This is a genomic window from Pseudomonas sp. BF-B-30 (genome assembly GCF_019956305.1).
Taxonomy (GTDB): Bacteria; Pseudomonadota; Gammaproteobacteria; order Pseudomonadales; family Pseudomonadaceae; genus Aquipseudomonas; species Aquipseudomonas jessenii.
On record NZ_JAHBDG010000044.1, the window covers coordinates 22,365 to 35,146 of the forward strand.

Genomic DNA, 12,782 nt, shown 5'->3' on the forward strand with positions numbered 1-12,782 from the left:
CTCGGGGTCGAACTCCGTCGTCAGTCGCGCGCTAAAAGGCGCGGGGCAAGCTCTTTGAGAGCGCGTCGATACACCTCGCGCTTGAATGTCACCACCTGGCCCAACGGATACCAATAGCTGACCCAGCGCCAGCCATCGAATTCCGGTTTACCGGTCAAATCCATCCGCACCCGCTGCTCGTTGGAGACCAGGCGCAGGAGAAACCATTTCTGTTTCTGGCCGATGCACAGCGGTTGGCTGTGGGTACGTACCAGACGTTGCGGCAAACGATAGCGCAACCAGCCCCGGGTGCAGGCGAGAATTTCAACATCTTCGCGCTCAAGGCCCACTTCTTCGTTCAGCTCGCGGTACAAGGCGTCTTCCGGCGTCTCTTCGGGGTTGATTCCCCCCTGCGGAAACTGCCAGGCATCTTGATTGATTCGGCGAGCCCATAGCACCTGGCCGGCGTCATTCGTCAGAATGATCCCGACATTGGGGCGAAAACCATCGGGGTCGATCACGGCAACAACCTCGCAAACGCATGTCGCCGCATTGTTCCACAAAGGTTGTGAAGGCGGCAACGAAGGTTCCTACCTTATGTGCACTCTTGTGAAAAGACCGTATTCTTGTCGCCTTTTTACTGACTTTTCAGCGGGTAACTGCAATGCGCCTGGCTTTATTCGATTTGGACAATACCCTTCTGGGCGGTGACAGCGATCACGCCTGGGGCGATTACCTGTGCGAGCGCGGCTTTCTCGACGCCGTCGCCTACAAGGCTCGCAACGATGCGTTCTACCAGGATTACCTGGCCGGCAAACTGGATAACGCTGCTTACCTGAACTTCTGCCTGGAAGTACTCGGTCGCACCGAAATGGCCACGCTGGATCAGTGGCACAGCGATTACATGCGCGACTGCATCGAACCGATCGTGCTGCCCAAGGGACTTGAGCTGCTGAAGAAGCACCGCGATGCCGGCGACAAACTGGTAATCATCACTGCGACCAATCGCTTCGTCACCGGGCCCATTGCCGAGCGCCTGGGGGTCGAAACCCTGATCGCCACAGAATGCGAAATGGTCGATGGCCGCTACACCGGGCGCAGCACCGACGTGCCGTGCTTCCGCGAGGGCAAGGTAACGCGCCTGAATCGCTGGCTGGAGGAAACCGGGTTTACGCTGGAAGACAGCTACTTCTATAGCGATTCGATGAATGATTTTCCGTTGCTGGAGCAGGTGACCCATCCGGTGGCGGTCGATCCGGATCCGAACCTGCGGGCCGAGGCCGAGAAGCGTGGCTGGCCGGTGATCAGCCTGCGTGGCTGATGTCCCCTTACTGTAGGAGCGAGCTTGCTCGCGATGGTCGTTAACGATAACGCGGGGCACCTTATGCCCCGCGGCGATCTTGAGTTTTTCGCGAGCAATCGAGCGTCGACCGGCTGCTCCTACACAGGCTTCGCGCCCATCAACCCGGCAATGGCGACAAAGCAGACAAAGCTGAACAACGCCAAGGCAAAGGTGAATTTCCCCACGCCACCCGGTGTCTTGCGCAGTTTGTTGAGCCGCACCAGCAGCCAGAACCACGCCAGCGCCGCCACAGTGTAAAGCACGCTGGAGGCCAGCAACCAGGTCTGCCCCAGCGGCCAGCCCACCAAGTGCACCATCCACCAGCCGGTAAACGGCATGCTCAGCAGTGCCAGGCCCATCAGCAGCCAGACAAACACCCTTGGCCGCTGCAAGGTGCGACTACCCGCCGTCGCGTCACCCTTGCGCCGCGCCAGCAAAACCCAGACTCCCAGCCCCAGCGCACAAGCCAGCAGTACAACTGTCGCCACCATGTGCGCCGCTTTCAGAGCAGTTAACGTTTCCATTGTCAGGTTTCCTTATTGCCTTGCCCGTCAGCGTAGCCGTTCAGCCAAGAAACAGCTGATAGGCCGGGTTGTCGCTTTCGTCCCAGTACGGGTAACCGATTTCTTCCAGCGCCGCCGGCACCAGGTGGCGCTCGTCGTGGGGCACCTGCAGGCCCGCGACGACCCGGCCATCCGCCGCGCCATGGTTGCGGTAGTGGAACATTGAGATGTTCCAACGCCCGCCCAGCTTGTTGAGGAAGTTGAACAGCGCGCCCGGACGCTCCGGGAATTCGAAACGCAGGATCACTTCGTCGACAACATGCGCCGCACGCCCGCCGACCATGTGGCGGATGTGCAGCTTGGCCAGTTCGTTGTCGGTCAGGTCCAGCACCGGGAAACCCTGCTCGCTCAGGCTGGCGATCAGCGCGCTGCGCGGGTCGTTTTCCGGGTGGGTCTGCACGCCGACAAAGATGTGCGCTTCGCTGCCGGTGTTGTAGCGGTAGTTGAATTCGGTGATCTGGCGCTTGCCTATGGCCTCGCAGAACGCCTTGAAGCTGCCCGGTTTCTCGGGAATGGTCACGGCGATGATCGCTTCGCGGCCCTCGCCCAGCTCCGCACGCTCGGCGACGTGGCGCAGGCGATCGAAGTTGACGTTGGCCCCGGAGTCGATGGCCACGAAGGTCTGGCCGCTGACGCCGCGCTGCTCGACATACTTCTTGATCCCGGCCACGCCCAAGGCGCCGGCAGGTTCGGTGATCGAGCGGGTATCGTCGTAGATATCCTTGATGGCGGCGCAGATTTCATCGGTGCTGACGGTGATCACTTCGTCGACATGGTCTTTGCAGATGTCAAAGGTGTGCTGACCGATCTGGGCCACCGCAACACCGTCGGCGAAGAGGCCTACGGTCGGCAGTACCACGCGCTCGCCGGCCGCCATGGCCGCTTGCAGGCAATTGGAGTCATCCGGTTCGACGCCGATGATCTTGATGTCCGGGCGCAGGTACTTCACGTACGCCGCGATGCCGGCGATCAGGCCGCCACCACCCACCGGGACGAAAATCGCATCCAATGGCTGCGGGTGCTGGCGCAGAATCTCCATCGCCACGGTGCCCTGCCCGGCAATGGTGTGGGGATCGTCGTACGGGTGAATGTAGACGTAGCCTTTTTCGTCGACCAGTTTCAGCGAGTAGGCCAGGGCTTCCGGGAACGAGTCGCCGTGCAGCACCACTTTGCCGCCACGGGAGCGCACGCCTTCGACCTTGATCTCCGGGGTGGTCTTGGGCATGACGATGGTCGCTTTCACGCCCAACACCTTCGCCGCCAGGGCCAGGCCCTGGGCATGGTTGCCCGCCGACGCGGTGACCACGCCGCGAGCGCGTTCTTCGTCGCTCAACTGGGTCAACTTGTTGTAGGCGCCGCGAATCTTGAACGAGAACACCGGCTGCAAGTCTTCGCGCTTGAGCCAAATGCTGTTGCCCAGCCGCTCGGAGAGCTGGCGGGCAGACTGCAACGGAGTTTCTACGGCAACGTCATAAACGCGCGAGGTGAGGATCTTTTTGACGTACTGTTCAAGCATCGGAAAGCATCACTGAGCGGGTTGGGCAGGACCAAGGAGTCTAACCCGGCTTTCAGGCGTGCGACCACCCTGTAGGAGCGAGCCTGCTCGCGAAAAACTCGAGGGCGCCGCTGGCTGTCCGGTTTTACGCGTTATCGTTCACGACCATCGCGAGCAGGCTCGCTCCTACAGGGAACAGTCACAACCTGCCAATCGGGCAATGACCTTCCCCGCCCCGAAGCCTATAATGCCGGCCTTTCGTCCCCTCCCAGGCACCCCGGAGCCCGCATGAACCAGGATCAACTCAAACAGGCAGTGGCTCAGGCCGCCGTCGACTTCATCCTTCCGAAACTCGACGACAAGAGCATCGTCGGGGTCGGCACCGGCTCCACCGCCAACTGCTTCATCGACGCGCTGGCCAAGCACAAGGGCGCATTCGACGGCGCCGTCGCCAGTTCCGAAGCCACTGCCGCGCGTCTCAAGGGCCACGGGATTCCGGTGTACGAACTGAACACCGTCAGCGATCTGGAGTTCTACGTCGACGGCGCCGATGAAAGCGACGAGCACCTGAACCTGATCAAGGGCGGCGGCGCTGCCCTGACCCGCGAGAAGATTGTCGCGGCCGTGGCCAAGACCTTCATCTGCATCGCCGACGCCAGCAAACTGGTGCCGGTCCTCGGTACTTTCCCGCTACCGGTGGAAGTGATCCCGATGGCCCGCAGCCACGTGGCCCGCGAACTGGTGAAGCTCGGCGGCGACCCGGTTTACCGCGAAGGCGTGCTGACCGACAACGGCAACATCATCCTCGACGTGTTCAACATGCAGATCACCAATCCGGTGGAGCTGGAGACACAGATCAATGCGATCGTCGGCGTGGTCACCAACGGTTTGTTCGCGGCACGTCCGGCGGATCTGTTGTTGCTGGGGACCAGCGAAGGCGTGAAGACCCTGCGCGCCGAGTAACCTGGACCACCCACACTTTTGTGGGCAGATGAAAAAACCTGTGGGAGCGGGCTTGCTCGCGAAAGCGGTCTCTCAGTTGATATCTCTGTCGACTGACACGACCCCTTCGCGAGCAAGCCCGCTCCCACAGTCGTTTTGGGGTGTTAGTTAGAGTTGCGTGGGTTTCTTGAACACGTAGAACAGGTTCGGCTCGCTGACGATGTACAGCGTACCGTCGTCGTCCACGGCAATCCCCTCCGCTTGCGGCACGGTTTTTTGCAGGCCCTGGCGCCCCTTGCTCAATGACATTGTGCTCAGCGGCCGCCCATCCACATCCAGCTCCAGAATCAATCGCGACTCATCCGACAGCGCCAGCAAATGCCCGCTGCGCTCATCGTATTGCAGGCTCGACAGATCCCGCACGAACATCCCGGCATCACGCTTGGGGTCGTTGATCACGTGCACCGAGTAGGATTCTTCAGGATTGAAGCGCGGAAAACCGTGCACCTCGTAGATCAGCATCGGGTTGCGCTCCTTGGCGACGAACAGGCGCTTGCCCACTGAATCGTAAGCCAGGCCCTCGAAGCCCTTGTTGCCGCCCATGTGAACGCCAATGGTCATCTGCTCGGCATCTGCCGCATCAACGAAAGTGGTGTCCTGCTCCAGACGAATCTTGATCAGCCGCTGCTGACTTTCGTCAGTGACCACGTAGATGTCTTCGCTGATGAACTCCACCGCCTCCGGATCGCCGAAACCGACCAGCGCCACACGACGCAAGATCCTGCCGTCGAGGGACAACTCGATCAGCTCGCTTCGTTTGTTGGTGACGGTGAACAGGCTTTTGCGTACCGGGTCGTAAGTCAGCGCTGAAACGTTGTCGGCCAGACCATCGATCACCTGCGCCTCGGTCACGACCTGGTATTGGTCCAGGCCCATGGACCGGGAACTCACCGGCTGCCACAGCGTATGCAGATTGAACCAGGTACGCTCGAACAGGCGCATGTACTGGGCGATCGCGATCAATGCGATCAGCAAGATCACCGACAGGATCAGGATCAGGGATTTGGGGCGGGCAAATCGACGCATTCGGGTGGGCTCGGGGTCAAAACAGGCGGATGAAATATCACGCCCGTCTGAACTGAAGCTTAATGGCCGCTGGCCTTTTACGTACAGGCAATCAGCGCAGGCGTTTGTTACTTCTGTTTTTCGAAGCGATAAAACAGGTTCGGCTCACTCACCATGTACAGCGTGCCCGCTTCATCCATGGTCACGCCTTCGGCACGGGGAATGGTATTTTTCAGGCCGTTGAAGCCACGCAGCAGGGTGATGAAACTGACCTGCTCACCCTTCTTGTCCAGCTCCAGCAACAGGTGCGAGTCGGCGGACAACACCAGCATGTGGCCAGTCCGCGGGTCGACGGCCAAGGCAGACAGGTTGCGCATGTCCAGCGCATGGCTGGCCAGCTTCAGCTTGTCGCCGGTCAGGACCTTGCCGTCACCTTTCCAGGCAAACAATGCCGGCGGGCGCTCTTCGCCCAGCAGCAGTTGCTGATTGCTCGGGTCCCAGGTGACACCCTCGAACGCCTTGTTCTGGTCGCTGGAAGGCCCGAGGTCGTATTTCGGAAAATCGGCCATATTCAATTCGCGGGTATCGGCATCGACCTTGACGATAGAGATCAGATGCTCGCGCTCATCGACAATGGCCAGCCGGCCGTCGCCCAGCACGGTGACGCCCTCAGGGTTGCTCCAGCCCACCAACGGCATTTTGCGCAGCACATCGCCCTGCAAGTTCAATTCGACCAGGAACGGGTTCTTGCCCATGACCGAAAACAGAGTCTTGGTCTGAGGGTCGTAGGCCATGTCCGATGCTTCATCCTTCTCCATGCCCGGCAACGGCTTGGCATCGATCACCGCACGATAGTCCGGCAGCCAGATGCTCGCCTGGCGCTCGGCCGGGCTCTTGAATTGTTCCTTCACCCAGAGCACGCCCCGCGAATCCCAGTGCATGGCGAATGCAACGCCGTAGGCGACAACAGCCACCAGCAGCAGCCAGGTGTGCCAACGCAGGGCGAAGCGCGAACGGCGGACAGGTTCAAGCGTGGAAAGCGGAGAAGTGGCCATCGGGGAATGCGTTCCAGAAATTCAGGCTAGGGGTAATAGCACAGTTTGGGGCCGGCTCAGAGGCCGAAAGCCCTGAAATTATCCAGACAGGATGTGAAAAAAACGGGAAATGACAGGGCGAGTCATTTATAGGCCACCACAAAACCAATGTGGGAGCGGGCTTGCTCGCGAAAGCGGTGTGCCAGGCAACACTTAGTCGACTGTCACGCCCTCTTCGCGAGCAAGCCCGCTCCCACAGGGTTTGGCGGTGCCTGGACTAGCGAACGCTGCTGGTGAAACTGCTGGCGCCCGGCAATTCCAGAACGATCTCGTCACCGACATTCAGCGGGCCAACGCCCACTGGTGTGCCGGTGAGGATCACGTCCCCGGCCTGCAACGAGAAGCAGCCGGCCATGTGCTGGATCATCGGCACGATCGGGTTGAGCATCGCGCTGCTGTTGCCGTCCTGGCGCACTTCACCGTTGATGGTCAGGCGGATGCCGATGTCGGTCAGGTCGGCAAACGTGCTGCCGGACACGAACGGAGCAAGCACTGCCGCGCCGTCGAAGGACTTGGCGATTTCCCAGGGCAGGCCCTTGGATTTCAGCTCGGCCTGCTTGTCGCGCAGGGTCAGGTCCAGGGCTGGAGCGAAGCCGGAGATAGCGTCGAGCACTTCTTCGCGGCTCGGTTTGGTCGACAAAGGCTTGCCGATCAACACCGCGATTTCCGCTTCGTAATGCACCGAACCGCGCTCGGTCGGAATGCTGAAGCCGCCTTCCAGCGGCACTACGCAACTGCCCGGTTTGATGAACAGCAGTGGCTCGGTCGGCACCGGATTGTCCAGTTCCTTGGCGTGTTCGGCGTAGTTACGGCCGATGCACACCACTTTCCCCAACGGGAAGTGAATGCGCGTACCGTCGACATACTGGTGCTGATAGCTCATTACCGACTCCTGCTTCGTTGGCTCTTAAAGTTCGAAAATCAAACAGCGAAAATCTTGCCCGGGTTCATGATGCCGGTCGGGTCGAACACCGCCTTGACCGCTTTCATGTACTCGATCTCGACCGGCGAGCGGCTGTAGGTCAGGTAGTCACGTTTGGTCATGCCCACGCCGTGCTCGGCGGAGATCGAACCGTTGTATTTCTCGACGGTCTCAAACACCCACTTATTGACGGTGGCGCACTTGGCGAAGAACTCGTCCTTGCTCAGGTTATCCGGCTTGAGGATGTTCAAGTGCAGGTTGCCGTCGCCGATGTGGCCGAACCAGACGATTTCGAAATCCGGGTAGTGTTCACCGACGATCGCGTCGATTTCCTTCAGGAATGCCGGAACTTTCGATACGGTGACCGAAATGTCGTTCTTGTACGGCGTCCAGTGGGAAATGGTTTCGGAGATGTATTCGCGCAGCTTCCACAGGTTCTGCAACTGGGTTTCACTCTGGCTCATCACGCCGTCCAGTACCCAGCCCTGCTCGACGCAGTGCTCGAAGGTTTCCAGGGCGTGGTTGGCCACTTCTTCGGTGGTCGCTTCGAATTCCAGCAGCGCATAGAACGGGCAGTCGGATTCGAACGGCGCCGGCACATCGCCACGGGCCATGACTTTGGCCAGGGCTTTGTCGGAGAAGAATTCGAAGGCGGTCAGGTCGAGCTTGCTCTGGAACGCGTGCAGCACCGGCATGATCGAGTCGAAATCGGCGGTGCCGAGGACCATCGCAGTGAGGTTTTTCGGCGCGCGGTCCAGGCGCATGGTCGCTTCGACCACGAACCCGAGGGTGCCTTCGGCGCCGATGAACAGCTGACGCATGTCGTAGCCGGTGGCGTTCTTGATCAGGTCGCGGTTCAGTTCCAGCACGTCGCCCTTGCCGGTGACGACTTTCATGCCGGCAACCCAGTTACGGGTCATGCCGTAGCGGATCACCTTGATCCCGCCGGCATTGGTGCCGATATTGCCGCCAATCTGGCTCGAACCTGCCGAAGCGAAGTCCACCGGGTAGTACAGGCCGTTTTCTTCGGCCACGTTCTGCAGGTGCTCGGTGACCACGCCCGGCTGGCAAACGGCCGTGCGGTCAGTGAGGTTCACGTCGAGGATCTGGTTCATGTAGTCGAACGACACGACCACTTCACCATTGGCCGCCACCGCTGCTGCGGAAAGACCGGTACGACCACCGGACGGCACCAGCGCCACCTTGTGTTTGTTGGCCCACAGGACAATGGCCTGGACCTGCTCGGTGGTCTTGGGGAACACGATGGCGGTCGGGGCCGGGGCGAAATGCTTGGTCCAATCCTTTCCGTAAGCATTCAGGGAGTCGGCATCGGTCAGCACCTTGCCAGGCTCAACCAGGGTCTTCAGCTCTTCAATCAGGGCAGGATTGGTCATCGACAGAACTCTCGAACAATTCATGGTCATCCTGAGAACGCTTCACGTCGCAGGAATGAGTGTTTAGCGGGGTGCATATGCTAGCATAACGACCCCGCAGGATAGTGCCCAAGGGCTGTTCTGCGGTGACGGTTTAGTTGCCGTCCGGGTCAGCATCTGTTGACCATTTCCTGCCATTTTTCTCCGGGATACAGGTTTACGCAGATGAGCAAGACTTCTCTCGATAAGAGCAAGATCAAGTTCCTTCTTCTCGAAGGCGTCCACCAATCGGCTGTCGACGTCCTCAAGGCGGCGGGCTACACCAGCATCGAGTACCTCACTGGTTCTCTGCCGGAAGCCCAGCTCAAGGAAAAGATCGCCGATGCTCACTTCATCGGCATTCGCTCCCGCACTCAACTGACCGAAGAGATCTTCGATCACGCGAAGAAGCTCGTGGCTGTAGGGTGTTTCTGCATCGGCACCAACCAGGTCGACCTGGACGCGGCCCGCGAACGCGGCATCGCGGTGTTCAACGCACCGTACTCCAACACCCGTTCCGTAGCGGAACTGGTGCTGGCCGAAGCGATCCTGCTGCTGCGCGGCATCCCTGAGAAGAACGCTTCCTGCCACCGTGGCGGCTGGATCAAGAGCGCGGCCAATTCCTTCGAGATCCGCGGCAAGAAGCTGGGCATCGTCGGTTACGGCTCGATCGGTACTCAACTGTCGGTCCTGGCGGAAGGCCTGGGCATGCAGGTGTATTTCTACGACACCATCACCAAGCTGCCACTGGGTAACGCCACTCAGGTAGGCAACCTGCACGAGCTGCTGGCGATGTCCGACATCGTTTCGCTGCACGTACCGGAAACCGCCGCCACCCAGTGGATGATGGGCGAGAAGGAAATCCGCGCCATCAAGAAAGGCGGCATCCTGATCAACGCCGCCCGCGGCACCGTGGTCGAACTGGACCACCTGGCGGCTGCCATCAAGGACAAGCACCTGATCGGCGCGGCCATCGACGTATTCCCGGTGGAGCCACGCTCCAACGACGAAGAGTTCGAAAGCCCGCTGCGTGGCCTGGACAACGTGATCCTGACCCCGCACATCGGTGGCTCTACCGCTGAAGCCCAGGCCAACATCGGTCTGGAAGTGGCGGAAAAACTGGTCAAGTACAGCGACAACGGTACTTCGGTATCGTCCGTGAACTTCCCGGAAGTGGCCCTGCCGGCTCACCCTGGCAAGCACCGCCTGCTGCACATCCACGAAAACATTCCGGGCGTGCTCAGCGAGATCAACAAAGTCTTCGCCGAAAACGGCATCAACATCTCCGGTCAGTTCCTGCAGACCAACGAGAAGGTCGGCTACGTGGTGATCGACGTCGACGCCGAGTACTCGGACCTGGCGCAAGAGAAGCTGCAACACGTCAAGGGCACCATCCGTAGCCGGGTGCTGTTCTGATCGCGACTTGAGCGACAAAAAAGGGAGCCTTCGGGCTCCCTTTTTCATTCACGCTACAACGTTACTTGACGTTGACGGTGATCTTCTCGGAAACGATCGGCGGATCGAACGGCATGTGGTTGCTATCGCCCAGTTCAAGCTGCAAGGTGTGTTTGCCCGGCGTGAGCGTTACTTCAGCCTGGGTCTGCGCGTTGCCGAAATGCTGGTGGTTGGCATCTTTGGGAATCGGCGCGCCGGCGGCTGGCAGTTCGTCGACGTCGATCAGCAAGTGGTGATGACCGGTGTTCTTGGTGGTATTGCCCGCCGGTGCCAGGGCAACGTTCTCGACAGCGAACTTGACGACGACCGTCTGTGGAACCGTCGCGCCATCCTTGGGAGACACGATAGACACTTCGGCGCCCTTCGGAGCCGGCGTTGCACTGGCCAGCACCGAAACACCCATCAACAGGCCAGCCAAAGCAGCACGTGACATAAAGGTTTTCATTCTCTTCTCCAGTTTTTCCGTAAAATTCGCGTGACCATGACAACTTCACGGCCATTCGTTGTCGAAGGCACTCGACAACCATAGCAAAGCGAGCCTGAATCAGAGGATCGCGATAATAAATTCAAAGGAGTGACCATGCGCTTTCTGCCTGGCCTGATCTGCCTGCTACCCCTTCTGAGCCCTTTGGCTCATGCCGAATTGATTGATGACGTCAACGACCGGGGCGAATTGCGCATTGCCGTTGAAGCCAACACTCCCCCGTTCAATTTCAAGGATGACGACAAGCTCACCGGCTTCGAAATCGAGTTGGGCCAACTGCTCGCAAGTGAACTCGATGTCCGGGCCGACTTCGTCGTCACCGACGGCAGCGATCTGCTGACCGGCGTCGAAAGCGGCAAATACGACATCGCTATCAACCACATAGCAGTGACCCCGGATCTCAAGGATCGTTTCGACTTCAGCGAACCTTACATTCAAACCAATGCGCAATTGATCGCGCAGAAAGAAGAGCCTCGCTCCATTTTGCTGGTCCAGTCGCTGACGGAAGAGAAGCCCAAAACCAACCCGGCCGTGAGCCTGGCGATTCCGTTTCAGAAGGGTAATCCGGCGTTCCATGCCAGCCTGGAAAACGCATTGCAACGAATCAAGGATGACGGGCGACTGCAAGCGCTGGAACAGAAGTGGCTGGGGGCGGATGCGGGTGTGACGCCCAAGCCGAAAGAACAATGAAACCCAACTGTGGGAGCGGGCTTGCTCGCGAAGGCGGTGTATCAGTCAGCATCCCTTTCGACTGACATGCCCCCTTCGCGAGCAAGCCCGCTCCCACATTGGTTTTGTGTTGGTTGTCAGTCCAGCGTCAATAAAGCCTGTGCCGCCTGCGGCAACTCCAGCTCACTGAACACCTGCACCCCGTGACGGTTGAGTAGCGCCGCCGTCACGCCCTCACCACTGACTTTCACGCCGCTGAACGTCCCGTCATAGGTCAGCAAATTGCCGCAGGACGGGCTGTTGGCCTTGAGGACGGCGATGCGGATGCCATGCTTTTTTACCAGTTCCAGTGCCTGATACGCCCCCGACAGAAACTGCGCACTGACGTCCTCGCCCTCGGTGGTGATCACCAACGCCTGGCCATCGAGGACTTGCGTGCCCTGCCCGCCTGGAATTTCCGCCGCGGCCCGAGGTGTTGGCAATCCACCTGCCACCTCGGGGCACAACGGTACGACCCGACCCTCATCAAGCCACTGCTGAAGCTGATCGAACGGCCCGCTGGCCCCGCCGTCGTAACGGACGCGGTGGCCCAACAGGCATCGGCTGACGAGAATTTTCTGCATGATCAGAACGGCTCGTTGCCGCGCCGACGGAACCAGCCGGTCAAGGACAGGCGATCCCGAGTCGCGGGCAGGACTTCGTGGGGAACCTCGCCGGAGAGAAACACCACCAGGCAGCCGCCGTTAGGCTGCACGTCGTGGGCGCGATCATTGTCGAGGTACATGCGCAACTGGCCACCGTGTTCGGGAAGCCAGCCGTCATTGAGGTAAACCACCGCCGAAACCATGCGCCGGTCGTCATCGCGAAAGCGGTCGACGTGCTTCAGGTAGAAGGCGCCGGGCGGGTACATCGCAAAATGGCTTTCGAAATCCTCCAGGCCGAGAAACAGACCGCGATTGATCGCCTCGCGCAGGCTGTCCATCAAACTCAGATAGCTGTCGCACGCCTCGGCCTGGCCGGGGTCGATCCACTGGATATGGTCGCCACGAATCCCTTCGCGGATCTCCGATGACGGCCCACGGCCCACGGCGGCCGGAGCCAGCTGACCCTCTGCAGCACGTTTGCGACACTCGGCCGCCAGCTCTCGGGTCAAGTCCTGAGGCAGGAAAATATTCTGCTGCGACCAGCCGTGCTCGGCCAGGTCGTCGACGATTCGTAGCAGCAGCGGGTGATCAGAGGATATTTGCATGGCGCGCATAGTATTCCTGTGCCCGGAAATCCGACAGAGCCGCGCAGCGGGTTGATACGAATTCTCGACAAGCAGGGGTGCCACACGGAGAATAGTCGCCTGCTGACTGGA

General features: G+C 60.0%; 14 protein-coding genes. 4 read left to right on the top strand and 10 right to left on the bottom strand.

Annotated features, from left to right (window positions below; genetic code table 11):
• Positions 1 to 20: 20 nt before the first annotated feature.
• Positions 21 to 500, bottom strand: a complete 480-nt coding sequence (locus KGB29_RS20815) for an RNA pyrophosphohydrolase (RefSeq protein ID WP_053163553.1) — start codon at positions 498 to 500, stop codon at positions 21 to 23.
• Between the two features lie 143 nt (positions 501 to 643).
• On the opposite strand from KGB29_RS20815, the gene KGB29_RS20820 reads away from it, so the two are divergent.
• Positions 644 to 1,300, top strand: coding sequence for an HAD family hydrolase (locus KGB29_RS20820; protein ID WP_150813768.1), 657 nt, complete (start codon positions 644 to 646; stop codon positions 1,298 to 1,300).
• Positions 1,301 to 1,419: 119 nt separating this feature from the next.
• On the opposite strand, the gene KGB29_RS20825 is transcribed toward KGB29_RS20820, so the two are convergent.
• Positions 1,420 to 1,845, bottom strand: a complete 426-nt coding sequence (locus KGB29_RS20825) for a DUF2269 domain-containing protein (protein ID WP_057712868.1) — start codon at positions 1,843 to 1,845, stop codon at positions 1,420 to 1,422.
• A gap of 40 nt (positions 1,846 to 1,885) precedes the next feature.
• Positions 1,886 to 3,400, bottom strand: coding sequence for a threonine ammonia-lyase, biosynthetic (gene ilvA, locus KGB29_RS20830; protein WP_057712867.1), 1,515 nt, complete (start codon positions 3,398 to 3,400; stop codon positions 1,886 to 1,888).
• Between the two features lie 267 nt (positions 3,401 to 3,667).
• Here ilvA and rpiA point away from each other — a divergent pair, with 267 nt between their 5' ends.
• Entirely contained in the window at positions 3,668 to 4,342 is a 675-nt protein-coding gene (rpiA, locus tag KGB29_RS20835) for a ribose-5-phosphate isomerase RpiA (RefSeq protein WP_046039153.1), read from the top strand.
• Positions 4,343 to 4,489: 147 nt separating this feature from the next.
• Here the strand turns inward: rpiA and KGB29_RS20840 are convergent, their stop codons facing one another.
• The 4 genes from KGB29_RS20840 to KGB29_RS20855 all read right to left on the bottom strand — a co-directional run bounded on the left by KGB29_RS20840 (position 4,490) and on the right by KGB29_RS20855 (position 8,796).
• Positions 4,490 to 5,407 carry an SdiA-regulated domain-containing protein gene (locus tag KGB29_RS20840; RefSeq protein WP_150813767.1) on the bottom strand — a complete coding sequence of 306 codons (918 nt, stop codon included), beginning with the start codon at positions 5,405 to 5,407 and terminating at the stop codon, positions 4,490 to 4,492.
• 107 nt (positions 5,408 to 5,514) lie between these two features.
• The gene (locus tag KGB29_RS20845) at positions 5,515 to 6,441 is read right to left on the bottom strand and encodes an SdiA-regulated domain-containing protein (RefSeq protein ID WP_150813766.1); all 927 of its coding nucleotides are present in this window, start codon (positions 6,439 to 6,441) and stop codon (positions 5,515 to 5,517) included.
• Positions 6,442 to 6,697: 256 nt separating this feature from the next.
• Complete coding sequence (locus KGB29_RS20850) at positions 6,698 to 7,363, bottom strand: fumarylacetoacetate hydrolase family protein (RefSeq protein ID WP_056726437.1); 666 nt, start codon at positions 7,361 to 7,363, stop codon at positions 6,698 to 6,700.
• Between the two features lie 38 nt (positions 7,364 to 7,401).
• Positions 7,402 to 8,796: an FAD-binding oxidoreductase gene (locus KGB29_RS20855; protein WP_150813765.1), complete on the bottom strand. Its 1,395-nt coding sequence runs from the start codon at positions 8,794 to 8,796 to the stop codon at positions 7,402 to 7,404.
• Positions 8,797 to 9,000: 204 nt separating this feature from the next.
• Here KGB29_RS20855 and serA point away from each other — a divergent pair, with 204 nt between their 5' ends.
• Positions 9,001 to 10,230, top strand: coding sequence for a phosphoglycerate dehydrogenase (gene serA, locus KGB29_RS20860; RefSeq protein WP_007976393.1), 1,230 nt, complete (start codon positions 9,001 to 9,003; stop codon positions 10,228 to 10,230).
• Positions 10,231 to 10,291: 61 nt separating this feature from the next.
• Here serA and KGB29_RS20865 read toward each other — a convergent pair whose 3' ends face one another.
• A complete protein-coding gene (locus KGB29_RS20865; protein ID WP_057712864.1) occupies positions 10,292 to 10,714 on the bottom strand; it encodes a DUF4399 domain-containing protein in 423 nt (140 codons plus the stop codon).
• 135 nt (positions 10,715 to 10,849) lie between these two features.
• Between KGB29_RS20865 and KGB29_RS20870 the strand changes: the two genes are divergently transcribed.
• The gene (locus tag KGB29_RS20870) at positions 10,850 to 11,443 is read left to right on the top strand and encodes a transporter substrate-binding domain-containing protein (RefSeq protein WP_150813764.1); all 594 of its coding nucleotides are present in this window, start codon (positions 10,850 to 10,852) and stop codon (positions 11,441 to 11,443) included.
• Positions 11,444 to 11,559: 116 nt separating this feature from the next.
• Here the strand turns inward: KGB29_RS20870 and KGB29_RS20875 are convergent, their stop codons facing one another.
• Together KGB29_RS20875 and KGB29_RS20880 are read right to left on the bottom strand one after the other, a co-directional pair.
• Positions 11,560 to 12,045: a DUF523 domain-containing protein gene (locus tag KGB29_RS20875; protein WP_150813763.1), complete on the bottom strand. Its 486-nt coding sequence runs from the start codon at positions 12,043 to 12,045 to the stop codon at positions 11,560 to 11,562.
• A gap of 2 nt (positions 12,046 to 12,047) precedes the next feature.
• A complete protein-coding gene (locus tag KGB29_RS20880; RefSeq protein ID WP_150813762.1) occupies positions 12,048 to 12,680 on the bottom strand; it encodes a 2OG-Fe(II) oxygenase in 633 nt (210 codons plus the stop codon).
• Positions 12,681 to 12,782: the final 102 nt, after the last annotated feature.